The following is a 26928-nucleotide window of genomic DNA, read 5'->3' on the forward strand; positions in this document are numbered from 1 at the left end:
GATGTACTGTGAGTGTGTTAGAGCTTGCAAGAATACAATTTGGTTCCACTACAATTTTCCATTTTTTATTTGTACCACTTTCAATAGGTTTAGTATTTATGGTAGCAATCATGGAAACATTGTATGTTTTTCGAAATAAAGAAGAATATAAAAAGTTAACAAAATTTTTTGGGCACTTATTTTTAATTAATTTCGCAGTTGGTGTTGTGACAGGTATTATTCAAGAGTTTCAATTCGGTATGAACTGGTCTGAATATTCCCGTTTTGTTGGGGATGTTTTTGGAGCACCACTGGCAATTGAGGCACTTTTAGCATTTTTTATGGAGTCTACATTTTTAGGAATTTGGATATTTGGTTGGGAAAAACTTAATAAAAAAATTCATTTAATGTGTATTTGGTTAGTTGCTTTCGGAACGTTAATGTCTGCGTTTTGGATTTTAGCAGCCAATTCTTTCATGCAGGAGCCAGTAGGCTTTGCGATTAAAAATGGTCGTGCAGAAATGACCGACTTCTTAGCAATCATTACAAATCCACAACTTAAAGTTGAGTTTCCTCACACAATTGCTGGAGCATTAGCGACTGGAGCGTTATTTGTTGCGGGTGTAAGTGCGTATAAAATCTTAAAAAAACAGGAAACAGAATTATTTAAAAAAGCATTTAATCTTGCAATGGTGTTCGCGCTAATTGCAGGAATTGGTGTTGCATTTAGCGGACATTCTCAAGCGAAGCATTTAATGAAAACACAGCCGATGAAAATGGCTGCAAGTGAAGGTCTATGGGATGATAGCGGAGACCCTGCAAGCTGGATGGTCTTTGGTCTGATTGATTCGAAAAAGAAAGAAAATAAATATGAGGTAGAAGTACCATATTTATTAAGTTATCTAGCTTATGAGAAGTTTGAAGGTAAAGTACCTGGTATGAATACATTACAAAAACAATATGAAAAAATATATGGTCCTGGAAATTATATTCCACCAGTTAATACAACTTTCTGGAGCTTTAGAATTATGGCAGGAGCAGGAATGGTCATGATCTTAATGTCGATGCTAGGTTTATATTTTAGCTATCGTAAAAAATTAGAATCAAAAAATCTATTCTTAAAGGCATCAATTTTACTAATTTCTTTACCGTTTATTGCAAATACAGCTGGATGGGTTATGACAGAAATAGGTCGCCAACCATGGACAGTATTCGGTTTAATGACTACTGCTGCATCTGTATCACCAAATGTTTCAAAAGGATCACTGATTTTTTCAATCACAACATTTACAACAATGTATGCAATTTTAGCAGCTGTTCTAGTTTACTTGTTTGTAAAAGAAATTAAAAAAGGAACACACCATGTTGAAACTGAAAAAGTTCCTACGGTCGATCCGTTTGAAAGGGAGGTAACAATTGTATGATTGCGTTAAATGAATTATGGTTTTTACTCGTAGCAGTTTTATTTATCGGGTTCTTCTTTTTAGAAGGCTTCGATTTTGGTGTAGGTATATCTACAAAGCTACTAGCCAAAAATGATACTGAAAGAAGAATTTTAATAAACACAATTGGACCGTTTTGGGATGCAAATGAAGTGTGGTTATTAACAGCAGGTGGAGCAATTTTTGCAGCATTCCCAAATTGGTATGCAACGATGTTTAGTGGATACTATATTCCGTTTGTATTTGTATTAATAGCATTAATCGGACGTGGTGTTGCTTTTGAATTTAGAGGCAAAGTTGAAAGTTCTAAATGGGCAAAGGCTTGGGATTGGGTCATATTCTTCGGAAGTTTATTACCACCATTTCTATTCGGTGTATTATTCTCAAGTATTCTTAGAGGAATGCCAATCGATCAAAATATGAATATCTCTGCAGGTTTTACTGATTACGTTAATTTATTCACTGTAGTCGGTGGTGTAACTGTGACATTATTATGCCTATTACATGGATTAATGTTTTTAACATTAAAAACGGTAGGAGAATTAAGAGACCGTGCACGTTCTCTAGCTCGTATGGTAATCATGCCAGTATTCCTATTCTTAGTTGCATTCACTGGTATGGCATATTTTGAAACAGATATGTTTAAAGTAAAAGCATATATAACAGTTCCGCTTATTTTATTAATCGTAGTATCTTATATTCTTGCTACAATATTCATCTTTAAAAAACGTGATGGTTGGTCATTTGCTATGTCGGGTCTTGGAATTGTACTAACAGTCGGGACACTGTTTACTTCCCTGTTCCCAAGAGTCATGATTAGCTCGATCAAAACTACGTATGACTTAACTGTTTATAATGCTTCATCTGGTCCTTATTCATTAAAAGTAATGACAATAGTTGCATGTACACTATTACCATTCGTACTAGGCTACCAAATTTGGAGTTATTATGTGTTTAGAAAAAGAGTGGATGAGAAGGATTTGACTTATTAATGGGAAAAGATCTTATTAAATATAAAGGGATTAATCGTTTATTAATAATCCTATCTTTTTTAACAATTATACAAGTAACGGCAATTATTATTCAGGCATATATGCTTTCACAAGCTATTGTCAGATTGTTCAATGGAAAAAATAGTAGCGATATTTTATACGCTACTATTTTCTTCATTAGCGCATTTGTCTGTCGATATATTATTTCGACGATCAAACAAAAATGTTCGGAGCATTTTGCGGACATTGCTTCAACCGAAATGAAAATGAAAGTTTTGGAGAAGATTTTTAAACTTGGACCTAGATTTGCAAGGAAATCAGGAACTGGTAATATCGTAACGCTTATTATGGAAGGAACTACCCAACTAAGAAACTACCTAGAAATCGTTCCATTGAAAATGATTAACTTAGCAATTGTCTCACCAGTAATCGTGATTTATATTTTCTTTGTTGATAAAGTTTCTGCAATTATACTAATCGTGACATTTCCAATCATTATTATTTTTATGATATTACTCGGTTTGGCAGCTAAAAAGAAATCAAATAAACAATGGAAGGTTTACCGTATTTTATCGAACCATTTTACTGATTCATTACGTGGTCTAGAAACATTAAAATTTCTAGGATTAAGTAGAAAACATATTAAAAAGATCGAAAATGTAAGTGAAAGATACAGAGAAGCAACGATGGGCACATTAAAAGTAGCTTTTTTATCATCATTTGCACTAGATTTATTCACAATGCTGTCAATCGCTACAGTTGCCGTTTTTTTAGGACTTCGTTTGATTGACGGTGTAATTTTATTAGGCCCAGCATTAACAATTTTAATTTTAGCTCCTGAATACTTTTTACCAGTTCGTGAAGTTGGAGCTGATTATCATGCAACTTTAAATGGTCAAGAAGCTGGGAAAGCAATGCAAGATATTTTAGATGAGCAAGAATTTAAGGTTCAAGAACTTACTCATATATCAGATTGGAATTATGCTAGCGAAATTAATATAAAAGATGTATCAGTAAAACCCGAAAAAGATGGTCAAACGATTTTATCAAATATAAATTTGAATATTAAAGGGTTTCAAAAAATTGGGATTGTTGGAGAAAGTGGTTCTGGCAAATCAACGCTTATTGATTTAATAGGTGGATTTTTAGAGCCAACAAACGGGACTATTCAAATTTCTGGTAAAGAGGTATCCCATCTGCAAATAGAAGATTGGCATAAACAGTTAATCTACATTCCACAAAGTCCTTATATTTTCTCAAAAACATTAAACGATAATATAAGCTTTTATAAACCTAATGCTACTACAGAAGAAATTGAAAATGCAGCTGTTCAAGCTGGGTTAACGTCTTTAATAGAAGAATTACCAAAAGGATTAGAAGAAAAAATTGGTGAAGGTGGAAGAGCTTTAAGTGGGGGACAAAGTCAACGAGTTGCGCTTGCTAGAGCTTATCTAGAAAATCGTCCGATTCTTTTGTTAGACGAACCTACTAGTCACCTTGATATTGAAACTGAGTTTGAATTAAAACAAACAATGCTTCAGTTATTCTCTGGTAAATTAGTGTTTTTGGCTACACATCGCCTACATTGGATGAAAGAAATGGATCAAATTATTGTGATGAATGAAGGTAGCATCATTGAAGTTGGTACCCATGAGGAACTATTAATGAAAAAGGGTCATTATTATCGATTAATTCATAGTTAGAAGGTAAGTATATGTTTAATAAAAATGGATGGGTTTTACCATATATAAAAGAAAATCGTCGTTTATTCATAGTTGTGATTTTCTTAAGTTCACTGACTATATTTGCAGCGGCTTCTCTTATGTACACTTCCGGCTATTTAATCTCTAAAGCAGCAACTAGACCTGAAAATATTTTAATGATTTATGTACCAATCGTTGCTGTACGTACATTTGGTATTTTAAGGTCGGCTTCTAAGTATGTTGAAAGATTAGTCGGACACAATACAATTTTAAAAATCTTATCTAGAATGAGAACAAGATTATTTAGTAATCTTGAACCGTATGCACTTACAATCAATTCGAAGTTTAAAACAGGGGATATTCTAGGGTTATTAGCAAATGACATTGAATATTTACAAGATATTTATTTAAAAACTATTTTCCCTGGAATTGCCGCATTGTTTATCTATTTTATATCGGTAGTAGCACTTGGATTCTTCTCCGTACCATTTGCAATATTAACAGCATTAATTTCCTTTGTTTTAATAGGTGTTCTACCGTATTTTTCATTATTAGTTGAAAAAGCGCGAACTTACCAAATAAAAAAGGAAAAAAGTCATTTATATGAAAATCTAACTGATGCAGTTATGGGTATTAGTGATTGGTTATTTAGTGGTAAACATAATAGCTTTATTAAAAATTATAGAGAAATGGATGAATCGTTAAGAAACATCCAAAACAAGGAAAAAAGATTTAGAAGACGTCGCGATCTAGTTGCTCAATGTATTGTAGCAGTCTTAGTTCTGATGATGCTATATTGGGCTGGGAATGAAAGTTTAGCTGGAGAAATTCCAAGAACTTTTATCGCCGCATTTGTTTTAGTTTTATTTCCTTTAACAGAAGCTTTTATTCCACTATCAAATTCTCTTGGAAGTGTCCCTTTATATACCGATTCAATCAATCGCCTTGAAGGGATTAAAGAAGTGAGTCGTGATCAAGAATCACCCAGTATTGAAGGAAATATTGAAGATTATCGAAAAATCGAGTTTAAAAATGTAACTTTTCATTACTCGGAAAACGAAACTATCTTAAATAATGTTTCTTTTACAATTGAGGAAAACAAAAAAACTGCCTTATTAGGCCCGAGTGGTTCAGGAAAATCGACCATTCTTAAGCTAATTGAAGGAGTAGAGAATCCTATTGAAGGAAGCGTTAAAATAAATGAGATCGAAAGTATAGCTTTAGGAGACCAAATATCGAAAGTTGTATCTGTACTTAATCAAAAGCCATATTTATTTGATACTACAGTTATAAATAATATTCGTTTAGGAAATCCAGCAGCAAGTGACGAAGAGGTAATCGAAGTCACGAAAATGGTTGAACTGCATGATTATATAGCATCACTTCCAGAAGGCTATAATACCCCTATGCAAGAAACCGGTGTAAGATTCTCAGGCGGGGAACGTCAAAGAATCGCCTTAGCTAGAATACTTCTTCAAAATACACCAATTGTTATTTTAGATGAGCCAACTGTTGGATTAGATTCAATAACAGAACGAAAACTACTTCAAACGATCTTTAAAGTTTTAGAAGGAAAGACAGTATTATGGATCACACACCATTTAATCGGTGCAGAAATGGCTGATCATATTCTTTTCTTAGATAAAGGTAAAATTGCAATGAAAGGCTCACATGAAGAACTTTTCAAAACTGAGGACCGATATCGCAAACTTTTTGAATTAGATCGACCATTTAGAGTAATTGTATAGATGTTAATCTGAAGACTCTGGCAAATTTGCTGGAGTCTTTATTAGATATTAAATACAGTTTGACGGAAAATGATTTACATGATATATTTATCTCGAATTCGAGATATATTTAATTCAAAATAAATTTTAATAAATTTTTTCAGTATTCTTCAACAATAGATTGACAAAATAAAAAAGCATATATAGATAAATAATTTATATGGAGGAATTAGTATGAACGGTTTAAAAGGGATCCATCACGTAACAGCAATAACTAGCAGTGCAGAAAAAAACTATGAATTTTTTACTTATGTTTTAGGTATGCGTTTAGTAAAGAAAACGGTCAATCAGGACGATATTCAAACGTACCATTTATTCTTTGCAGATGATAAGGGAAGTGCTGGAACGGACATGACATTTTTCGATTTCCCTGGTATTCCAAAAGGAGTACATGGAACAAATGAAATTTCAAAAACATCCTTCCGAGTACCAACTGATGCAGCATTAGATTATTGGGTGAAGCGTTTTGACCGATTAGAAGTAAAACACTCAGGAATAAAAACACTGTTCGGTAAGAAAACATTATCTTTTGTTGATTTCGACGACCAACAATATCAATTAATTTCAGATGAAAATAATAAGGGGATTGCTTCAGGCACACCATGGCAAAAAGGACCAATCCCATTAGAATACGCAATTACAGGACTAGGACCAATATTTATCCGGGTAGCTAATTTCGCATTCTTTAAAGAAGTAGTTGAAAAAGTACTATTATTTAAAGAAATTGATAAAGAAGGTTCATTCCATTTATTCGAAGTCGGTGCAGGAGGAAACGGAGCTCAAATTATTGCGGAGCATAATGAAATATTACCTCAAAGCTTCCAAGGATTTGGTACTGTTCACCATGTAGCATTCCGTGTAAAAGATACGTCTGTATTAAAAGAGTGGATTAAACGACTTGACTCGTTCCGTTTACCAAACTCTGGCTATGTAGATCGTCATTTCTTCGAGTCATTATACGCAAGAGTTGCTCCACAAATTTTATTTGAGTTTGCGACTGATGGACCTGGATTTATGGGAGACGAACCATATGAAACACTTGGTGAAAAGTTATCTTTACCACCTTTCTTAGAACCAAAACGCGATGAAATTGAAGGAATGGTTCGTCATATTGATACTGTAAGAAGTACGAAGGAATTTATAAAAGAATAGAACTTTATATAAAACAACACTTACAATTTATGTGGGTGTTGTTTTTATTTCTACTCCTACTGGAAGCCCGAATACAGTATTTGCATCAAATAGTGCGACAAATCTCCAAAATATTCATGTCAGGACAATAGGGGAAATATAGCACTTACTGATTAAATTAGTGAGTTTTATTAAATAACTCTTAATTAAACTACCAAAAATTACCTAAAAATTTAATGCATAAACCAATTTGTTATTCTAATGAAATATTTCACTGAATAAAAATCTTATGAACTAAAATAATTTTTTAGGAGAGGGAACATGAATAGTACATCTGGTAGGCGTTTATCGAAGGATGATATGGTTACTTTAATACAAAATGGACTAGAGCGGACAACTAATCCGAAAAAGATTGTTATAGTAGGAGCGGGAATTTCTGGTTTAGTAGCAGCTTCTTTATTAAAGGAAGCAGGACATGAAGTGACGATTTTAGAAGCAAATGGTCGAGTAGGTGGTCGGATTTATACGAAAAGAGCACCTTTTATTAATGATCAATATTTGGAATTGGGTGCAATGCGTATTGCTTCTAATCATAAGCTTGTGCTTGAATATATAAATAAATTTAACTTAAAAGTAAATGAATTTGTAAATGGAAAGTCAGAAGATATTATCTTTGTTAACGGGGTAAAGACAACACAGAGGCAATATGAACAAAACCCTGATATTTTAGGTTATCGTATTGCGAATAATGAAAAAGGGGTGAATGTCGATCAGTTAATTGAACGGTCGCTAAAGTCCGCAATGGATTTTATAAATCAGAACCCAGATGAAAATTGGAAAACGATTATTGAAAATTATGATCAGCATTCGATGGATTCATTTTTAAGATATAACCCAATCGGAACACCTTTGTCGCTTGGTGCTGTAGAGAAAGTAAAAGTTCTTCAAGGGATGGAAGGATTTCCGGAGCTTGCTTTTACTGCTATTTTAAGAGAGTTCATTGTATTATTTTCAAAGGAAATTAAGTTTTATGAGATTACTGGTGGAAATGATCAATTACCTAAAAAGTTCTTAACACAATTGAAGGATAATCTATTTTTTGGACAAAAAATGAATAAAATCGTGCAAGAAAATAATCAAGTAACGATTCACTCAGATCATTATACAAGCCATCTGCCTTATCAAACTACTGCTGACTATGCCATTATTACTATCCCCTTTTCATTATTAAACTTTATTGAAGTGGTTCCAAGAAATTTATTTTCTTATGATAAATGGAAGGCAATTAGAGAATTACACTATGTTCCTTCTACTAAAATAGGACTTCAATTTAAAAGTAGATTTTGGGAGAAAGATGGGAAATTAGGTGGGAAATTAACCACAGATTTGCCAATCCGATTTGCATATTATCCGAGTAATCATAATGGTAAAAATGGATCGGGAATCGTTTTAGCTAGTTATACTTGGGAAGATGATGCGTTGATTTGGGATAGTATGTCTGAAAATGATCGGATAATGAATGCTTTAAGTAATTTGGCCACGATCCATGGTAATCAAGTTTATACAGAATTTATTACCGGTTACACTCATAGTTGGGCTCTATATCCATACTCTGGAGGAGCGTTTTCTATGTTCAAGCCAGAGCAAAATAAAGAGCTGACACCTTATATTTCCACTCCTGAGGGGCGAGTACATTTTGCTGGTGAACATACATCTTCTGCGCCTGCGTGGATTGAAGGTGCAGTTGAATCTGGCATTCGTTCTGCTTTTGAAGTAAATAATAGGTCTATTTATGAATGATAAAATTCATTTTTTATATTCGCTTCGAATATAGTGACATTAGTGGATGTCTTTTTATTTGAGGGAGTGATCAGTATGAACGAAAATAATCAAGGACTTCAATTTACCCCTGTGAAATCTTGGAATGTTTTTCATGGCCCAAATGACCCTTGCCCACCAATTGGTACAAAATATTATTCTACACCTCCACACTTATATTTAGGATTTCAGCCACCAGGACTAGAGCAATTTTCATACAAAGAGGCATTGAAAAAAGGTACGTTATGGAAAGTATTTTATGACTTTTACGACAATCCATATAAAGCAAGGAGGGATTAAAAATGACTGAGCAACTTCCTCCAGAGTATTATCAGGATTTAGAGGAACTGCAAGCTGTAGATTTCGTACTTGTAGAACTAACTTTATATTTGGATACTCATCCAAATGATCAAAATGCAATTAACCAATTTAATCAATACGTCCAATATAAAAAACAAATCGAAGCTAATTTCGAATCAAAATATGGACCATTATATCAATTTGGTGGCAGTTATTCAGATCAAAACTGGAACTGGCATAAAGGCCCATGGCCATGGCAGGTTTAGAAGGAGGGAGCATTCATGTGGGTTTATCAAAAAAAATTACAATATCCAGTTAAAGTAAGCACTTGTAATCCTATGCTTGCCAAATTTTTAGTTGAACAATATGGAGGAGCAGACGGTGAGCTAGCTGCTGCATTAAGATACTTAAATCAACGATATTCTATTCCGGATAAAGTTATTGGACTGTTAACAGATATCGGAACTGAGGAATTTGCTCATTTAGAGATGATTGCTACGATGATTTATAAGTTAACAAAAGACGCAACACCAGACCAAATGAAAGCTGCCGGACTAGATACACATTATGCATCACATGATAGTGCTTTGTTCTACCATAATTCAGACGGTGTTCCGTTTACTACTGCTTATATTCAAGCAAAAGGTGATCCAATTGCGGATTTATATGAAGATATTGCAGCTGAAGAAAAGGCAAGGGCAACGTATCAATGGATCATTGATCTTTCTGATGACCCTGATTTAAATGATAGTTTAAGATTTTTAAGAGAACGTGAAATTGTTCATTCACAGAGATTTAGAGAAGCTGTGGAAATATTGAAGGATGATCGACAACAGCGGAAGATTTTTTAGTTGAATGATAGTATTTTGAACCTGTTCCTTGGATTTTATCGGGAACAGGTTTTATTTTTTTGCATGTTTGGAATGATTAGGTTCTTTCATCAGTCAGTTTAAAGGAAAAAGGGGAGGTATTTAAGTAATGCCTCTTATTTTAGACTGATAAAATTGCCCTTTTTTATAGATAATTAGCAGATTTTTATCAAATTTCTGCTTCTATAGAACATATTTGCTAGTTTTCCATTTGAAATGAACTTCTATTGTAGTGTATTCAAGGTCATAATACCTCTACTAGTATAGGTAAATATTAAGTTTATTTGAGATTCTCTTAAGATTAATTGCAGTTCTGCCAAATTTATTTGCGATTCTCTAAATTTAATTGCTGTTTCGTCAAATTTAATTGCGATTTTCAGATTTTAATTGCAGTACACTGTTTAATTGCAGCATATCTTCACTTATTTGCTATTCTAACAGGCTTAATTGCAGCTGAGCCTCAACTCACAACGTCATTCCCATAAAAAAATGAGGGGTCTCCAAGACTCCCTCATTTTATCTTATTTCTTCCTAAGAATCGCAATCAGTAAAGCAATCACTGAAAGGACAGCTGCCCCAATTGACAAAATTAAAGAAGTATTACTTGAACTTGATTTTTCAGTATCTTTCTTAACTTCCGTAGTTTTAACAGTTTCACTTTTAACAGCTGTGTCTTTTACGATATTCGTAATTGAGTGTGGTGCTTCTGATTTTTCGTCACCAGTCCATTCAACAATACTGCCATCTTTATAATATTGATATGCATCCCAAGCTCCATTTACTTCAGCGTCTGGATTTTTGGCCATAAATACGAATTGTTGAAATTGTCCCGCTTGAATACCATCATTTTCTGCACTCCAAGTAACAGATGTAACAACTCCGTTTGCATCTTTTGTTTCGCTAAATTTCCATCCTGAGACAGGCTGATATGAAACAAATTCAAATTTTGATGGTATTTTAAGTGTAACTTTTGTTGTAGCAATTTCTTTTTCAGATGGTACTTTCATTGTGTATGTTTCCCAAGCACCAGGGGTTGAAATTTTAGGGTTAACTACAACATGCGCGCTGGCAATCCCAGTATAGATCATTGTCATCGCGAATGCTGAAGCGATAATTTTAGACGTTTTTAAAATAAATTTTTTCATTTTTGTCAGTCTCCTTTTAATGTAATAATTATTTACTACCTACTATATATTTAAAATCTACATCTACAGAATCGAGAGAGTTCGTTAAAATGTGGACTTTTACATTCCAATGTCCTGCCATATCTGTATAAAATCCTTGTGTTTCATAAACACCTGCCGAATTTTTCTTAACTTGAGTAGTGTTATTTCCCATATTCATGTCAGTATTTTTAAAGGTAAGCGTAACTTGTTGAATAGTGGATACAGGCTCATTATTTTTATCTCGTATATTAATTTTAAATTTGTTTTTTCCGACTATGTTCGGAGTCGCGTGTAATGTAACTGAATAACCTTTATTTAGCTTTGTGTTACTAAAAGGACCAGGTGATTCCATTGCAGTTGGTAGGTTTGTTAATAAGGATGATAGGATTAGAACGATTACTCCGATACTTATTTCAAACCAAACAGATTTTCCTAATTTATTTTTTCTGCGTTTACCTTTGATAAAATGAATCAATCCTAAAAGTAGCATGACTAGAAATAAGATCACTTTTCCGCATAAAACCTTGCCATAGGTTGTATGTAATAAAGAATAAAAGTTAGGTATATACTTTAAGCTTGCGTAAATACCAGTTGCCATTAGTAAAACGACCGATAATGTTGCCCAACTAGAATATCGTTGGATCGATTTCCAGTATACGTCATTTGCCTCATGTTTCTTATGCGTTTTAGGAAGTATATAGCTTATGCCTATTAATCCTCCTAGCCAAATCGAAACAGAGAGTAAATGAATAAAATCAAAGAAAACTGGTAAAAATTCATTTTGCATAGAAGCATGCCCAATAAAAGCTTTTGAGATTAGTAAGAAAATGCCGATTAATAAAGCACTTAACCACCAATAGAAAGAACTTTTTTGTTTACTTCTCCAAGCCATATACAATGAATTAGCTAGAACAATAAGTAGAAGAATTTGGATTACCCATACACTTCCGAATTTAGTACTGTTTATTGTTTCCAATAGCAAATCCTTGTGAAAAATACTTGGCCATGAACCATTGGTATAGTTTTTTGTTTCAACTAAAAGGCTTAAAAGAACACTAAATAAAATTCCAAAATAGAAGATTAACAGTAAAACTTTAGTATTTTTAAAGGTATTAGTTCTATTTTTCTGGTCGTTTTTGTAAATGAATAAACTAAAAAATAAAAGTCCTACAAATAAAAGTAAACTCATGTATTCAATCGAGTAGGTTCCCATTAAGTCTGTATTGGGTAAGGATTGGTTCGGTTTATTCAAGATTATTGATGAAACATCAACTTTTCCTACTCTGAATGGAATGACACCATTTACTGAATGGCCATCACTAGAAATTACCTTCCAAACAATATGATAATTTCCATCTGGTAAATTAGGTTTTAAGTTTCCTTCTAAAATTGAATGATTTTGATTATTTATATTGCCATTTCGCAAATCAACTCGATTCCCTACCTCATCTAAAACTTGTAAAGAATGAAATGCAGACTGTACTGATTCATCAAATTGTATTTGAATACGTTGAGGAGATTTTATAAAAACTTCATTCTCTTTAGGTGTAGATTTGATGATATAGGCATGTGCTGAAGCTAAGGACGGAAATAAAGTAGCAGCAATCAATAATAGTAAGAAAGAAAACCCTATAACTCGGATTTTCATTTTTTTTATGCCACCTCATATCTATTAGAGTGAATTAGAAAATAAAACAACTTCTAAATTTTAAAGTAAAATTGTGATAGAAATGTGATAAACTTTAAAATTTTATTAGAGCAGGGATTAGATAGTAAGATTATTAAACAGTTCTGGACTCTTTATGCAAGCTGGTGAAAACACAAAAAATCCACAAGTAAAACGAATCACTTGTGGATTTTATTTATTTAACAACCAACTTACCAACAGAGTTAGAAGGCTCCAAAGAGATGGTATATTCTCCTTTTAGTGGATTATTTAATAAGAGAATATTTTTTCCAGTTTTCAATGGAATGTTAATACCTAAGTCAGTAGAGGCTAATCTTGTATTGCCCCCAGCATCTGAATCAACATCAACAATAATTTTAGTCATTGTCGCAGGTTTGAATACTGTATTTTTCGGACTAAAACCTGATGGTGTTACGTGAATTGTTGCGTATTGAAGGTCATTTTGATCGTCTTGTTTTGCAGCTTGCTTTTGTGGTTGCCCAATGACACCAACTTTTACTTTATTCATATTAACGGTAAATATGATGACAAATATAAGTAGAATTGAAGTTAATATGATAGTACTGTTTGTTGATTTGGCATGATTTTTTTTATTCTTATTTTTTTGATTTGAATTTGAAACTAGCTTACGATCAACGAAAAATAACAATAGATAAATAAAAATAATAAACAGAATATCCACAATAACAATCGTTTTACTTGAAGTGAATGTCATATAACCGATGACAAACCCGATAAACGCTCCGAGTAGAGATGCTAACGTTTCTGTAACGGCTTTATCAATTAGTTTCTTGGATAGAACAAAAATTAAAATGACTAACAAAAGATTCAAAATGAAAGCCAAGAGTACATTATAATTTGTAGTTAACATGATTAAGAAACTAATTGTAGCTGAGGATACACCGACCAATAAAGAGATCGTTGATTTTAAAGTTCTAGGAAATCTCTCTTTATTTCGATAAAAATGATTAAAGCTATAACACGTAAGAAGGAGTACTAAGAAAAGACTTCCATACTTCAATATCATATAAACACCTCTAAATTCGTTTTAAAGCTAAAGCTTTGAACCAAAGTTCCAATCTGGATACACATATTGAACACTTGGAGCTTTAGCTGGCTCTGATTGTTGAACGTTTATTTTAATGACTGTTTGACCATTAAAGCTTGTTTTTCCGATTGTTCCTGTAATTGTTACCCAAGAATCATTCGTAAATTGCTTTGAAATGGTTGATTCTGCAATAATACCAAACGGTGAAATATCGGCAATACAATGAGTCATACCCATTCGTGCAATAAAAAATTGATTATCTGATAACTTAGGGTCTCTATAGATAAACCCCTTAATTTTAATTTGTTTATTTTGGAAATTGTCGACAAACGTATTCATTGATTGTAGCTTTTCAATAAACCACTTGTCCTTCATCTCGATTGTGCTCTGTTTGTACAGTAGCATCCCAAGTTTAGCGTAATCTTGATCATACACATTTGTTTTGAACATTTTTTTTAAAGCAGGGTCCTCATGACCTTCCACTTCAACAGCCTGTACATTCGTAGAAGCTTGAACAGCTAGTCCTTTAAAATTCATTTCTTTATTATTAGCAAGAGAACTAGAACTCGCATGATTTGGCAAAATATACCCGAGCAATAGAGGGAATAAAAATAAGCTGTAAATAAAAACATCTTTTACGACTGATTTTTTTAAAAGATGATGATGCTCATGACTAAAAACTTGGTCGTGACTATGATCATGATCACAATCACAAATAATGATATGTCTTTTTAATGAAAGAACGGCTATATAGATTTGAACGATTGCGACACTTAACAGAATAGCAGTTGCGATTTTTACATAAATGACAAGCTCTGGAACGATAAATTGCAAGATCTCGTCTGTAAGTGTCAATTGAAAAATATAAATAGCAAGTCCTAAGAGAATAGCAGCTTTTATAAAATGATGAATTGAAGTGGAGTTGATTTTATTTTTCAAAATAGATCACTGCCTTTATAAATTAATAGACTGTAAAACAAGCGTTCCAATGAAAACAAAAATGAAAACTAGCGTACTAAGTAATAAAACAAATCGAGATCGGAAAACAGCAAGCATCATCAAGATCCCTTTAATATTGATCATAGGTCCGAAAACCATAAATCCTATTAAAGAGCTTTTTGTAAAAATCGTTTGAAGTGATTGAGCGACAAAGGCGTCTGATGTTGAACAAAGAGATAAAATAAAGCCTAATCCCATCATTAGGAAGTTTGCCGCTGGACCACTTTTACCTAATTCTATTAAACTATTTTGAGAAATGATAATTTGAAGTAGAGCAACTATGATCGAACCGAAAACTAAGTATTTCCCCATATCAAAAAATTCATTTACTGCATGGCCTACAATCTCAATGAACTTATTATGAGATGCAGTATTGTGTTTATGATCGTGATGATGATGATGATCTTCATTTGATTGAACAGCTTGTTCTCGTAATTGATTTGACTTAACAAATTGAAAAACAATCAGTCCCACGATTAGTGCAACTACAAAAGCAAGTCCCATACGATAATATGCAACAGTTGGTTGATTACGAAAAGCTGTTATTGTTGATAAAAAGACAATGGGATTTAAAATCGGTCCGACTAATATAAAAGTGACCGCAACATACAATGGCATGCCTTTCTTAATCAGTTTACGAATGGCGGGTACCATTCCACACTCACAAATCGGAAAGATGATGCCTAAAACACTTGCTGCGATTATACCTAATAAAGGATTTTTTGGTATAAACCGGCTGACCATTTGATCTGTAACGAACACCTGAAGGATCGCTGAAACGAATACACCGATTAAAATAAAAGGCAAAGCTTCGATAATAATACTAATAAAGATCATCTTAAAGACTTGTAGTTTAGCAATCGAAAAAACTGAACTTAGTCCTGTTGTAGATAAAATATATAATAAAAATACAAATAGTAAGCAAATAATGATTAGAAAATGTCGATTTGAATTGACTGGCGATCTTTTCTCGGTAGCAATACTTCGCAAAGGTTTCACTCTTTCTGTTTAAGATATGATACGTTCAAATAACCAAATTCCACCTAATATAAAGGCAATCGTAGAGGTAGAAATAATTGCATTCCTCGAATACTTCGAGCGATGTAATTGTGCTAATAGTGGTAGTAATAAAAGTACAATCGAAAGCTGAACGACTTCAATTCCAAGGTTAAAGCTAACTAAATCGGCTGCTAATTCACTTTTTGAAAGATGCATTGCTGTTAATAAATCTGCAAAACCCATTCCATGAATTAATCCAAAAATAAAAGTTAATACCCAACGATGGCCTATGTTTTTACGGAAGATATTTTCAATCGCTACATAACATATACTAATCGCAATTGCAGGTTCGACGATATAAGAAGGAATTGAAATGAATCCTAAAACAGTTAGTGTCAAAGTCAAACTATGTGCGACTGTAAAAGCAGTAATTACTTTAGCAAACTGCTTAAAGCTTTGTCTTGCAATCAGTAGTGAAAGTAAAAATAGTAAATGATCATAACCGGTAAGTATATGATTCATACCAAGCTTTAAAAACGTTAACCATCCCTTTGATGATGTATTTGTAGTAGAGTCCGAATGGGATTCTTTTTTTATTACGGCCTGTTGCTGTTGTTTTGAAGGTTGAATTGTGTCCGGATTATTGCTTAATCCCTCAAATGCACTGTCACTAAGAATCATAGACCACATACGGCCTTGATCTGAAAGAGCGGCAGTACTACTATCATGTCCGTATTTCACTTTCAACAAATCAACATAAGTTTTACTTGTACTTGTATCTTTTTCATACAAATGGTCAACAAGACTAATAGATTGAGAAGGTTGAATTGCAGGGTAATCAACCTCAAGGATGAGTTGGGTAGCATCACCTTTGCGGTTAAGTTCCAATTTATTTACCTTTGTCCAATTTTGTTTTTCTCCATTCATTTTCAAAATAAGATTACTCTGGATTGTGGTTTCTATTTTCTTCTTTATTGCTTCAAATTCATCTGGGTCTAACATTCCGTTTTTATTAACATCCCCGCCTGTTAATTCCATGACAGAAACTTCATCTAAAGCAAAGTTCATTGTATTTTTTGATTTTAAGAGATTTAGTGTAGTGTAACTAGCACTTAATGAATGAGCTTCTGCAGTTCGAAAAGATGTACTAAAAAAAATGAGCAAGCAGAAAACTAGGGGAAAAGCACGACTGAATCTATTTTTTGATAAGTAAAAAATACTATTATTCATTTGTTTCCTCCGGGAAATAAAAAGTAAGAAAGACATAGTTATCGTACAAAGTAGATGTTACAGAATTGTCTTAGAATTGTAAAGAGTTCGTAAATTTAGACTAGTATTGTAGAATTTTCTATGATATACATTATATAGTTAACTGGCGTTAACTAAATTCAAGTGAGGAGAGGAGAGCATTTTGTAATTATTTCCCAATGGTAAAATAGTCCCGTGTTTTCAAGAAAAGGTTTTGGTTATTTAGAAATAATCCAATGGTAAAATAGTCCTGTGTTTTTGAAAGAAGGTTTTGGTTAATTAGAAATAATAAATTAAAGTGGGGAAATTTTCATGCACAAAATAATGCATAAGTACAAAAGGTATTTTGGTCTTTTTGCAACGATACTATTGCTATTATCAACAATTAGTCCACAAATGGCTAAAGCAGCCACTTCAACTACTTTAGCAAAATGGGATTTTAGTAATGGACAAGTAACAACACCATCTGCTGGAATACCAGAAAATATGAATAGTAATATAACAACAACTGGTTCTAAGGTTACTGGTTATAATGCTGGCCCTTCTGGGAATACAGTTATTAACGCAAATACATGGTCAAATAATAGTTCTTATTGGGAAGTTTCATTATCAACAAAAAACTATGAAAATATAACTCTTTCATCTAAACAATATAGTTCTTCAACGGGGCCAAAAGATTTCAAACTTCAATATAGTTTGGATGAAAATTCATGGGTTGATGTACCTGGTGGTTCTGTTTCTACGGGAAGTGCTACATGGTCAAGTGGGGGACAACTAAATAATGTAGCGTTGCCAAGTGAGGTAAATGACAAGAATTTAGTTTATTTAAGATGGATTGTCAATTCACCACTAGCTGCAAAAAATGACGGTTCTAATTTTAGTACGACAACTGGTACAAGTCGTATTGCTGATATTGTTATTAATGGTGAGCCAAATGGATCTCCAACTTTAGAAAAAACAGCTACACCTGACGCAACAAAAATTAATTATTCTACAAATTCAACAGTAACTGGAAATGCTGGTGCAGTCGCAAGTAATTCAATTGTAAGGGTTTACAATAATGATAATAAACTAGCTGGTACGACTACGGCTTCAGCGGATGGTGCATTTACCTCTACAGTTACCAATTCACAATCGGTTGTATATATCACTGCACAAGAAAATGGAAAAGCTGAAAGTGATAAAGTTTCAGTAAATTTCTCAGGTTCTGTCGTTCAGAAAACAGCCGCTCCAATAGCTACAAAAATTACTTTTAATTCGTATACAAATGTATCAGGTACTGCAGGAGCAGTTACTGGTAATGCAAGCATAAATCTATATTTCGATGACAATACAATCGTAGCAACTACAACAGCTGCAGCAGATGGTTCATTTAACGTAACATTTGCAAATCCCGGGTCGAAATCAGTAGTTAATTTAGTTGCTCAAGAAGCAGAAAAGAATCCAAGTGATCGAACTGCTGTAAACTATACTGGTCCAACTGAAAACCCAAAAGTCATTTCACCAGGTGACGTAGTATTTAGCCAAATCTATGTAAATGGTGGTAATGGGGGAGCATTCTACAAAACAAAATTTTTTGAACTTTATAATAATACAGATAAAGACATTAATTTAACAGGCTGGTCTATTGCTTATACTTCAGCATCAACAATGAACTTTGGAGCAGGGCAAGCTCTATCAGGCATTATTAAAGCGCATAGTTACTTCTTAGTAGCAGGTAGTACAGGTACGACAGGACAAGCACTTCCTGTGATTCCAGATAGTACGACTACTTTAAACCCAAGTGGTTCAACTGGTGGCGCATTAGTACTTGCAAAGAAAACGACAGCTGTTACAGGAGTAGATGATCCAGACGCAATTGATTTACTAGCGTATACAAATGGTACAGCCGTTTATAAAAACCCTTTATATTGGGGAAATCCAATCTCAGATTCTACAATTGGTGGGGGGACAATCCAACGTAAAACAAATATCGGCACAGACCCACGTTCAGCATATGGACTTGGAAATGGCTGGTTTACAAAAGATCCTTCAAAAGATTTCGTCCTGAATAAACCATCAAGTGCGAACTATTCTTTCGAAATGGTCGTACATAACTCAAAATTTATGCTTTCTCCAGATGGCTCTAAAATAACTTATACAAAATCTAATGGTACATCTAGCGTTACAGGGCAAGCTGGATCAGTACCTGCTTCATCTACTGTAAAAGCCTATTTTGAGAGTGAAGGTAAATTAACTAACGGGCAAGAAGTAACTGCAGAAGCTGACGGTTCTTTTTCACTAAGTTTTGCAGATTCTAGTGATCAGACATCTATCTACTTAACAGAAACTGATTCCACGCAACCTACTCCAAAGGAAAGTTACTATGCGAGAGTAGATGTTGCTGGTAAGGATAAATCAGTTACTTCAATTAGTGAATTAAGAAAAAATGATGAAATAGGATTTCCAATCAACACTGGTTACTCCACTACAATTGAAGGAGTAGCAACTACAGATAATCAACCTAAAGGCGATGTAAGTACAAATTTCTTTATTCAAGATCAGGCAGGTGCAATCAATATTATCAATCATATGAATCCTGCTACTACGATTCAAGCAGGAAATAAATATAGTATTGATGGACGAGTAGTATTTACAGCGGGGATGACTCAGTTTATTCCAACGGCGATTCGCTTTGTTGGAAATGATCATTTACCGGCAGCTACAAATATTACAATCGGCGAGCTAAATGAGGCAACTGAAGGTAAATTAGTTTCATTTACAGGAAAAGTAACAAATGTTCCTACAGAAGGTCCAAATTATGATATTACAGTAAGTGACGAATCTGGTGAAAAGTTAGCAATCGTCCGTATTCAAGGATCCCTAGGTAATATTGAACAAGGTCAGACTTACACTTTTACGGGTATTGTCAACCAATATAAAAAAGCTGCACCTTTTACGAGTGGATATCTACTTTTACCTAGAAACGGAAGTGATGTAAAAGGTCAATTAGTTTTAAATCATACTCCAATTACAAAAGCTTATACAGGAATGGATGCTGCTTTTAATGCCGTTGCAAAGAATGCAGATTCAGTTACGCTTTATTATAAAGGAGAAAGTGACACTTCTTATCGTTCAGTGATTATGGACACTGCAGACCATATTAATTATAATGGGAAAATTTTAGAAGCAGATGTTCCAAAAGTAAAGTTCTACTATTATATCGAAGCGGAAAATGCAGAAGGTAAACAAGCTGTAGGTAGTATTTCAAAGCCTTTAGAAGTGAATGTAGTAGACGATCAAGATGGTCCTAAATTTTTTAATGAGTTACCTGCAAATGGTGATAAAACTGATTCAAGACATCCTGAAATCGTTGTGAAAATGGATGACCCAAGTGGAATCAATCTTTCATCAGCAGCTATTTCCATCGATGGTCAAGATAAAACTTCGATTGCAACAATTAATGACACACAAATTAAAGTAAATCTTACAACTGCAAATGAATTAACTGAAGGTGACCATACCATAACGGTAACTGCAAAGGATAAATTAAATAATCCTTCTACCTTTACATGGAAATTCACAGTTACAGAAAGATTTACTGGTGGAAATCATTACCGTGGAACAACACATAATCATACGAATATTTCTCATGATGCTGCAGGTACTCCTGAAGAAGCATTAAAAGCTGCTGAAAAGTATCATTATGATTTCTTTGCCTTCTCGGATCACTCTCACGATATCGATGCAGATCTTGTTAATAAAGATACTGTTGATCGTAAAGGTTTTAAAGAGAGAACAGGTGGTACCGATTGGCAATTAACAAAAGATTTAGCAAAACAATATACGAAAGATGGTCAATTCGTAGTTTTCCCTGCGTTTGAAATGACATCAACAACATGGGGTCACTCAAATGTATTCGGAACTGAAAATTTCATTGATCGCGTTGTAGAAGGCGGTGCTTACCAAAATTTACAAAAGTATTATGGTTGGGTATTAACATATGACAATATCGTAGCGCAATTCAACCATCCAAAAATGTCTGCAAATGCATTTGATAACTTCATCCCTTATAACAAAAATTTAGACAAGCTATTCACAATGCTTGAGGTAGGGAATGGATCAGGAAAATATTCATATGCGAACGCAGAAGATAAATACTATAGTGCTCTTGATATCGGCTGGCATGTCGCACCAACTTATGGTGAAGATAACCATGATGGAACATGGGGGCAAACGAAGAAGCGTACTGTAATCGTAGCAAAGGATTTAAGTCAAGATGCTCTACTTGATGCAATGAAAAACAAACGCGTTTATATGTCAGAGGATCCTAACTTTTCATTAGATGTATCAGCAAGTGGCTTTTATATGGGATCCACAGTGGATACTGATACATTAGATTTTAATATTTCAGGTAAAGATCCTGTTTTAGAACAAGCTAGTGATTCAGATTATAGCTATATAAAAACTGCTTCTAACGATGCAATCGCAAAAGTAGAATTAATTACAAATCACGGAACAGTGATTGATAAGTATGTTCCAACAGATGATTCAACTACATTTAATTGGAAGCCTAGCTTTACAGTTGTAGGCGGACAACAATGGTTTGTTGTAAAAGTTACACAAAAAGATGGAGACCAAATTTACTCAGCACCAATTTGGTCACAACAGAAAGACTTAGCGGTAAAAGTAAGTGATGTTACGACGAAAGATGGAGCGATTATTGGTGGACTTTCAGCTAATTTAACAGCAGGAATAAGTAACCAAGGATCTTTAGATGTTAAACAAGTAACTGCTCATTTCTATTATGATAGTTTTGATGCAAATCATTTTATTGCGGATGCTTCAATTGATTCGCTTCCATCTAACTCATCAGCAAGTGCTAGTGTTACATGGACGGATCCAGTTCCAGGTACACATAATATCATTGTTGTTTTATCAGCAGCTGATGGACATGATCTCGGTAATAATAAATACGAGCAATCATTTACAATTAAAGCTCCATTAAACAAAGTGGTCATGATTGATGGTTCTCACAACAATGAGAATTCAAAACAAGATACTGGCACATATAAAGATAATTTTAAATTATTTACAACTTTAATGAAGCAACAAGGCTATACTGTAGCAGAAAATTCTTCACCACTTACAGAACAAGTATTAAAGAGCGTTAGTGTATTAGTCGTTACACACCCGGCTACAGCATATTCTGCTAGTGAAATTTCAGAGATTAATAATTTCGTGAAAAATGGTGGTTCTTTATTACTGACAGAAAAGAGTAACTTTGGTGCTACAAATCAAAACATAAATAGTATTTTATCAGGTGTAGGTTCAAGTATTTTAGTAAACAATGACGGTATTTTTGATGAAACAAATGACGGTAACTTCTGGGGAACACCACTGACAGCTAATTATGCAGTTAGATTACACCCAACGCCGAATCAAAAAACAACGTTAACGGATTTTATTCAACCGATTGAGTTTTATAGTGGATCTAGTCTTGCTAAAAATGATGGATCGGGGAATAAAATACCACTAACCGATAGCGATACTGTAAAAGTTCTAGTTCAAGGAAATGAATCTACATTCCAAGATACAACTAGTATTAAATCGGATACTGTAAAATACAATGTTCAAACTTCGAATGGAAAAAATGGTCCAGCATTAGAGCAAGTCACTGGTGGCTCTAGCATTCCGGTCATTGCTTCTGAACAAGTTGGAAATGGTAGAGTATTCGTTTCAGGTATGAATATCTTTAATGATAAACAAATGGATCAAACATATAATCCAAAAGGGAATGACCCGTTTGCAGTAAACGTTGTAAATTGGTTGTCTCATCTTGATCCCGAAGTAAAGTCGATTGGTGATGCTCGTAAGCTTGCAGAAGGAACGAACGCTGTTGTTGAGGGAACAGTAACAGCTACTTCATTCTTTGATGCTGCTTACATTCAAGATGATACTGGTGGAATTATGGCCTTTAATGATGTGCCAGCAGGAAGTCTACAAGTTGGCGATAAGGTACGCATATATGGTCATATAAAAATATTTGAAAATAACTTTGAATTAGAGTTTGGTAGTTTTACAGAGAGTGTTGTAAAACTAGGTAAAGGAACGCCAATCGAAGCGAAGGTTGTTAGTACAAAAGATTCAAATAATGAAGAGAATCAAGGTCAATTAATTAAAGTAACTGGTAAAGTTGTTTCTAAGTATGACGATAATTCCTATGTGATTGATGATGGTTCAGGACCAACATTAGTATTTACAGATGGATATGTTGTGAACCAAAGCGGACCTGTACCAAGCCTAAATATTGGGGATACATTAGAAGCAACTGGTCTAGCAGGTAAATTCTCAGAAGGAAATCGTATACGGGTAAGGGATACGATAGAATTAGTTGGAACTCATACTGCTGCTCCAAAAGCTCCTGTAGTGAATGCTATTTCTGATCAAGATGAGAAAATTACCGGTACATCTGAAGCTGGAGCGAAAGTAATTGCAAAAGTAAATGGTAATGAAATTGCTAATGCAATAGCAGATCATACTGGAAACTTTGAAATGAAAATTACAAAACAAGCAGCTGGTACGAAAATTGTTGTAACAGCAGTTAACTCAGCAAATAATGAAAGTGACAGAGTAGAAGTAACTGTAAGTGATAAGACTGCGCCAAACGCGCCTGTTGTAAATGAAGTACAAGATAATAGTACGTATGTAACAGGAAAAGCAGAGCCGGGATCAACAATCACAGTTTCAAAAGGCATCGTAATTCTAGGCCAAGCAGTAACAAATCAAGATGGTAACTTCAGCGTTTTATTAGATACAAAACAAAGTGCAGGAACAAAACTATCAGTTGTTTCAACAGACAACGCAGGTAATAATAGTTCAATAACTGAAGTAATTGTAGTAGATAAAACAGCACCAAATGCTCCTGTCGTAAATGAAGTACAAGACTATAGTATGTATGTAACAGGAAAAGCAGAGCCGGGAACAACAATCACAGTTTCAAAAGGGATTGTCATTCTAGGTCAAGCGGTTACAAATCAGGATGGTGACTTCACTGTTTTATTATCTTCAAAACAAAGTGCAGGAACAATATTATCAGTTTTTTCAACAGACAAGGCCGGTAATAATAGTTCAATAACTGAAGTAATTGTAGTAGATAAAACAGCTCCTATAAAACCAGTTGTTAATGTAGTAAGTGATTCTGACACACATGTGACTGGGACGGCCGAAGCAGGATCGACAATTTTCGTTTCTGTAGGAAATAAAATTATTGGTTCAGCAAAGACAAATAGTAATGGAAGTTTTGATGTATTAATTGCAAAACAATTAGCTGGAACAGTATTAACAATTGTTTCTACTGATTCAGGAGGCAATAGTAGTGAAAAAGTTGAAGTAACAGTAATAGACAAAACACCTCCAACAGCACCAATTGTTAATACGGTAACGAATAAAGCTGATGTTATTACCGGAACAGCTGAGCCAGGATCTGAGGTGGTTGTTAAGAGTGGTTCTACTAAATTAGGGGAAGTAATTGCTAGTAGTAGTGGTAAATTTACTATTACAATTAATTCTCACTTAAAGGCTGGAACAATATTAACAATAACATCCACGGATAAGAGTGGAAATGTGAGTCCTACGACTACTATAACTGTTGTCAAATTCAATAAAGTTTAAAAAGAGGATTTTAAATCTACACTTTTAATAAGGAAAGCTAAATTTTGGTAAAAAAGATAATACTCATCGTAAAATGTACTGGAATAGATTGGGGCTGTCTCATAAGTCAGGATAACTGACATAAGGGCGGCCCCCTTTTTAAATTCAAAAATAATATGGACGCCCCAGTTAGTGGGAGGTATCCTAGCTAAGATTTTCAATTATAGTTGAAATGATTGCTCTTTTTATGGGTAATTAACAGACTTTTATTAGATTTAGTAAGAGTTGGAACATATTTGAAAGCTTTCAATTAAAAGTAGCTACCATTTGATCATTTTTAGCTCGTAATACCTTAGCTGGTATGGGTAATATTTAATTTTAATTGCGATTCTTTGGAATTTAGTTGCAGTTTCGGTATTATTAATTGCGATTCTCTAATTTTAATTGCAGTTTTACCAATTTTAATTGCGATCTTCAGAATTTAATTGCAGTCCACTGTTTATTAGCACAAATAGACTCCTTATTTGCATCCACTCACCCTCAATTGAACTTAGACAATCTACAAGGCTACCCAAGTAAGCTCATCAAATGTTTTTATGACATAAAATTGTAACATATTCCACAAATCACCATGTTGTTAATAGTATTTCCAAAGTTTATATGATAATATGAAACTATAAATCACGCAAGCGTGATTAATACATGATAAGGAGTGTTAATAGCATATGGCAATTTCTTTACAAAAAGGTCAAAAAGTCGACCTTACAAAAGGAAGAGCGGGACTTTCCTCTTTAATTGTAGGTTTAGGTTGGGATCCAGTGAAAAAAAGTGGTGGTTTCTTCGGATTTGGTAAACAAGAAAACATTGACTGTGATGCTTCTGTTTTAATGTTAGATGAGAATGACAAGTTAAGAAGTGCAAGTGATGTAATCTATTTTGGAAACAAAAAAAGCTTATGCGGTAGCGTAGTTCATTCTGGAGATAATCTAACGGGTGATGGTAACGGTGACGATGAGCAAGTATTTGTTAATTTAAATAAGGTTCCTTCTTATGTACATAAACTTGTATTTGTTGTAAATATCTATGCTTGTGTTCAACGTAAGCAAGATTTCGGTATGATTAAAAACGCATTTATTCGAGTAGTAGACAAGTCAGCAAACGCTGAGTTAGTAAACTACAATATCACTGATAATTATTCAGGATTAACTGCGTTATACCCTGGTGAGATTTATCGCCATAATGGGGAGTGGAAGTTCTCTGCAGTTGGTGAGGGAACAAAAGATATTGCATTAGATAAAATTGTTCAACGTTTTCAATAAATAAAAAACATAATTGAAAAGGAGTGCATTTAAAATGACAGTAAATTTATTAAAAGGACAAAAGGTTGATTTAACAAAAACAAATCCTGGTTTAACGAACATTGTTGTTGGATTAGGTTGGGACACTAATAAGTACAGTGGCGGCAATGACTTTGACTTAGACTCATCAGTATTTTTATTAAATGGAGCTAGCAAATGTGCATCTGAAAAAGACTTTGTATTTTATAACAATACTGTAGGTGGAAATGGATCAGTTGAACACCACGGCGATAACAGAACTGGCGCTGGTGATGGTGACGATGAGCAAGTTACAGTTAATCTAGCAAACGTTCCTGCTTCAGTTGAAAAGATTGCATTTGCGATTACAATTCATGAAGCTGATGCACGTAACCAAAATTTTGGACAAGTAAGCAACTCTTATGTTCGTATTTTAAATGAATCAAATGGGGAAGAGTTAATTCGTTATGATTTAGGTGAAGATTTCTCAATTGAAACTTCAGTAGTTGTAGGTGAATTATATCGTCACAATGGCGAATGGAAATTTAATGCGATTGGTAGTGGATACCAAGGCGGTTTAATTTCATTAGTTAGAGATTACGGATTAGACGCTTAATTTTAACTAAAAAAAGTATTTTGATAGTCAAAAGGGGAAAGTGTGTGTATTTCCCCTTTTTTATGGACATAGTCCAAAAAACTTCTTTCTTATCGTTTAGTACATCTTTAGAAAATGATTTCTAAAGATGTACTAGATTGTAATCTAAGTTTAAAATGTTTTCCTAATGTAATGTTGCATTATTTGGAAGTTCGGG

General features: G+C 33.8%; 18 protein-coding genes. 12 read left to right on the forward strand and 6 right to left on the reverse strand.

The genetic code is table 11. The features are described from left to right. Window positions 1-8 precede the first annotated feature (8 nt). The 9 genes from V5E38_RS23435 (at window position 9) to V5E38_RS23475 (ending at window position 10003) form a co-directional block, all read left to right on the forward strand. Window positions 9-1403 (forward strand): cytochrome ubiquinol oxidase subunit I, encoded by a 1395-nt coding sequence (locus V5E38_RS23435; protein ID WP_499211636.1) that lies wholly within the window; start codon window positions 9-11, stop codon window positions 1401-1403. Next, the gene (cydB, locus tag V5E38_RS23440) at window positions 1400-2413 is read left to right on the forward strand and encodes a cytochrome d ubiquinol oxidase subunit II (RefSeq protein ID WP_499211637.1); all 1014 of its coding nucleotides are present in this window, start codon (window positions 1400-1402) and stop codon (window positions 2411-2413) included. Before V5E38_RS23435 ends, cydB begins: the two co-directional genes overlap by 4 nt. Beyond that, entirely contained in the window at window positions 2413-4116 is a 1704-nt protein-coding gene (gene cydD / locus V5E38_RS23445) for an ABC transporter ATP-binding protein/permease (protein ID WP_499211638.1), read from the forward strand. Before cydB ends, cydD begins: the two co-directional genes overlap by 1 nt. 11 nt (window positions 4117-4127) lie before the next feature. Continuing rightward, window positions 4128-5864: an amino acid ABC transporter ATP-binding/permease protein gene (gene cydC, locus V5E38_RS23450; protein ID WP_499211639.1), complete on the forward strand. Its 1737-nt coding sequence runs from the start codon at window positions 4128-4130 to the stop codon at window positions 5862-5864. A gap of 213 nt (window positions 5865-6077) precedes the next feature. Beyond that, a complete protein-coding gene (locus V5E38_RS23455) occupies window positions 6078-7055 on the forward strand; it encodes a ring-cleaving dioxygenase (protein ID WP_499211640.1) in 978 nt (325 codons plus the stop codon). Between the two features lie 300 nt (window positions 7056-7355). Beyond that, window positions 7356-8834 carry a flavin monoamine oxidase family protein gene (locus V5E38_RS23460; RefSeq protein WP_499211641.1) on the forward strand — a complete coding sequence of 493 codons (1479 nt, stop codon included), beginning with the start codon at window positions 7356-7358 and terminating at the stop codon, window positions 8832-8834. 75 nt (window positions 8835-8909) lie between these two features. Continuing rightward, entirely contained in the window at window positions 8910-9152 is a 243-nt protein-coding gene (locus V5E38_RS23465) for a spore coat associated protein CotJA (RefSeq protein ID WP_235821857.1), read from the forward strand. 2 nt (window positions 9153-9154) lie between these two features. Beyond that, on the forward strand, window positions 9155-9418 hold the full coding sequence (locus V5E38_RS23470; RefSeq protein ID WP_056468917.1) for a spore coat protein CotJB: 264 nt from the start codon (window positions 9155-9157) through the stop codon (window positions 9416-9418). 15 nt (window positions 9419-9433) lie between these two features. Next, on the forward strand, window positions 9434-10003 hold the full coding sequence (locus V5E38_RS23475) for a manganese catalase family protein (RefSeq protein ID WP_025569244.1): 570 nt from the start codon (window positions 9434-9436) through the stop codon (window positions 10001-10003). Window positions 10004-10542: 539 nt separating this feature from the next. Here V5E38_RS23475 and V5E38_RS23480 read toward each other — a convergent pair. The 6 genes from V5E38_RS23480 to V5E38_RS23505 all read right to left on the reverse strand — a co-directional run bounded on the left by V5E38_RS23480 (window position 10543) and on the right by V5E38_RS23505 (window position 17150). Then, window positions 10543-11166, reverse strand: coding sequence for a YcnI family copper-binding membrane protein (locus V5E38_RS23480; protein WP_499211642.1), 624 nt, complete (start codon window positions 11164-11166; stop codon window positions 10543-10545). Between the two features lie 28 nt (window positions 11167-11194). After that, complete coding sequence (locus tag V5E38_RS23485; RefSeq protein ID WP_499211643.1) at window positions 11195-12835, reverse strand: copper resistance protein CopC; 1641 nt, start codon at window positions 12833-12835, stop codon at window positions 11195-11197. A gap of 214 nt (window positions 12836-13049) precedes the next feature. Further along, on the reverse strand, window positions 13050-13901 hold the full coding sequence (locus tag V5E38_RS23490; RefSeq protein ID WP_499211644.1) for a hypothetical protein: 852 nt from the start codon (window positions 13899-13901) through the stop codon (window positions 13050-13052). Window positions 13902-13928: 27 nt separating this feature from the next. Beyond that, window positions 13929-14861: a TIGR03943 family putative permease subunit gene (locus V5E38_RS23495; RefSeq protein WP_499211645.1), complete on the reverse strand. Its 933-nt coding sequence runs from the start codon at window positions 14859-14861 to the stop codon at window positions 13929-13931. A gap of 15 nt (window positions 14862-14876) precedes the next feature. Beyond that, the gene (locus V5E38_RS23500) at window positions 14877-15911 is read right to left on the reverse strand and encodes a permease (protein ID WP_499211646.1); all 1035 of its coding nucleotides are present in this window, start codon (window positions 15909-15911) and stop codon (window positions 14877-14879) included. An 18-nt stretch (window positions 15912-15929) separates the two neighbouring features. Next, window positions 15930-17150 (reverse strand): HupE/UreJ family protein, encoded by a 1221-nt coding sequence (locus V5E38_RS23505; RefSeq protein WP_499211647.1) that lies wholly within the window; start codon window positions 17148-17150, stop codon window positions 15930-15932. Window positions 17151-17480: 330 nt separating this feature from the next. Between V5E38_RS23505 and V5E38_RS23510 the strand changes: the two genes are divergently transcribed. The 3 genes from V5E38_RS23510 to V5E38_RS23520 all read left to right on the forward strand — a co-directional run bounded on the left by V5E38_RS23510 (window position 17481) and on the right by V5E38_RS23520 (window position 26732). After that, window positions 17481-24821, forward strand: a complete 7341-nt coding sequence (locus tag V5E38_RS23510) for an Ig-like domain-containing protein (RefSeq protein ID WP_499211648.1) — start codon at window positions 17481-17483, stop codon at window positions 24819-24821. Between the two features lie 704 nt (window positions 24822-25525). After that, entirely contained in the window at window positions 25526-26119 is a 594-nt protein-coding gene (locus V5E38_RS23515; protein WP_098233571.1) for a TerD family protein, read from the forward strand. A 34-nt stretch (window positions 26120-26153) separates the two neighbouring features. Next, the gene (locus V5E38_RS23520) at window positions 26154-26732 is read left to right on the forward strand and encodes a TerD family protein (protein WP_499211649.1); all 579 of its coding nucleotides are present in this window, start codon (window positions 26154-26156) and stop codon (window positions 26730-26732) included. The last annotated feature ends 196 nt before the right edge of the window (window positions 26733-26928 follow it).

It is taken from the genome of Rossellomorea sp. GAMAL-10_SWC, from assembly GCF_049568075.1.
In the GTDB taxonomy this organism is placed as follows: domain Bacteria; phylum Bacillota; class Bacilli; order Bacillales; family Bacillaceae_G; genus Gottfriedia.